Genomic DNA, 437 nt, shown 5'->3' on the forward strand with positions numbered 1-437 from the left:
GCCTGGAGTATGGCAAGAGCATCACCGATGCCTGCCTGGGCTGGGACGACTCGCTCGGCGCGCTCAAGGAGCTGTCGGACGCGGTCGCCGCACGGCGTTCCGCTGTGGCCCTCGCCGCTTGACACGGCGTCCCCCGGGTTAACCGGGAGCCCGCGGCGGTTGCGGATGGGCGAGGCCGCCGTGTAAGCTTTTCCCATCCGCCGGCGGGGCTCCGAGTTCCGCCGCTTTCCCGATCCGGCAAGAAAGGCCCCCTCCCATGCGCAGCGAAGTCACCGTCCTTCTCGGACCCGGCCAGGAGTTCCGCTTCGACCTCGAGGGCGAGGTGCCCATGGCCCACGAGATCGCGCGCCGCTGGCTCGACGACGAATTCATGCGCCTGGAGTGCGAGCCGCTGCGGGCCAGCGGCAAGGTGCTCACCGCCGACAAGGTGCTCGTGG

At 70.3% G+C, this 437-nt stretch carries 2 pseudogenes; both read left to right on the forward strand.

Features of this window, described 5'->3' with window-relative positions:
- Positions 1-122, forward strand: a pseudogene (locus KDK95_RS38990) (3-deoxy-7-phosphoheptulonate synthase); the annotation flags it as partial.
- Positions 123-256: 134 nt separating this feature from the next.
- Positions 257-437: pseudogene (locus KDK95_RS38995) on the forward strand (hypothetical protein); the annotation flags it as partial.

Origin of the sequence: Actinospica acidithermotolerans (assembly GCF_018139625.1) — a bacterium.
In the GTDB taxonomy this organism is placed as follows: Bacteria; Actinomycetota; Actinomycetes; order Streptomycetales; family Catenulisporaceae; genus Actinospica; species Actinospica acidithermotolerans.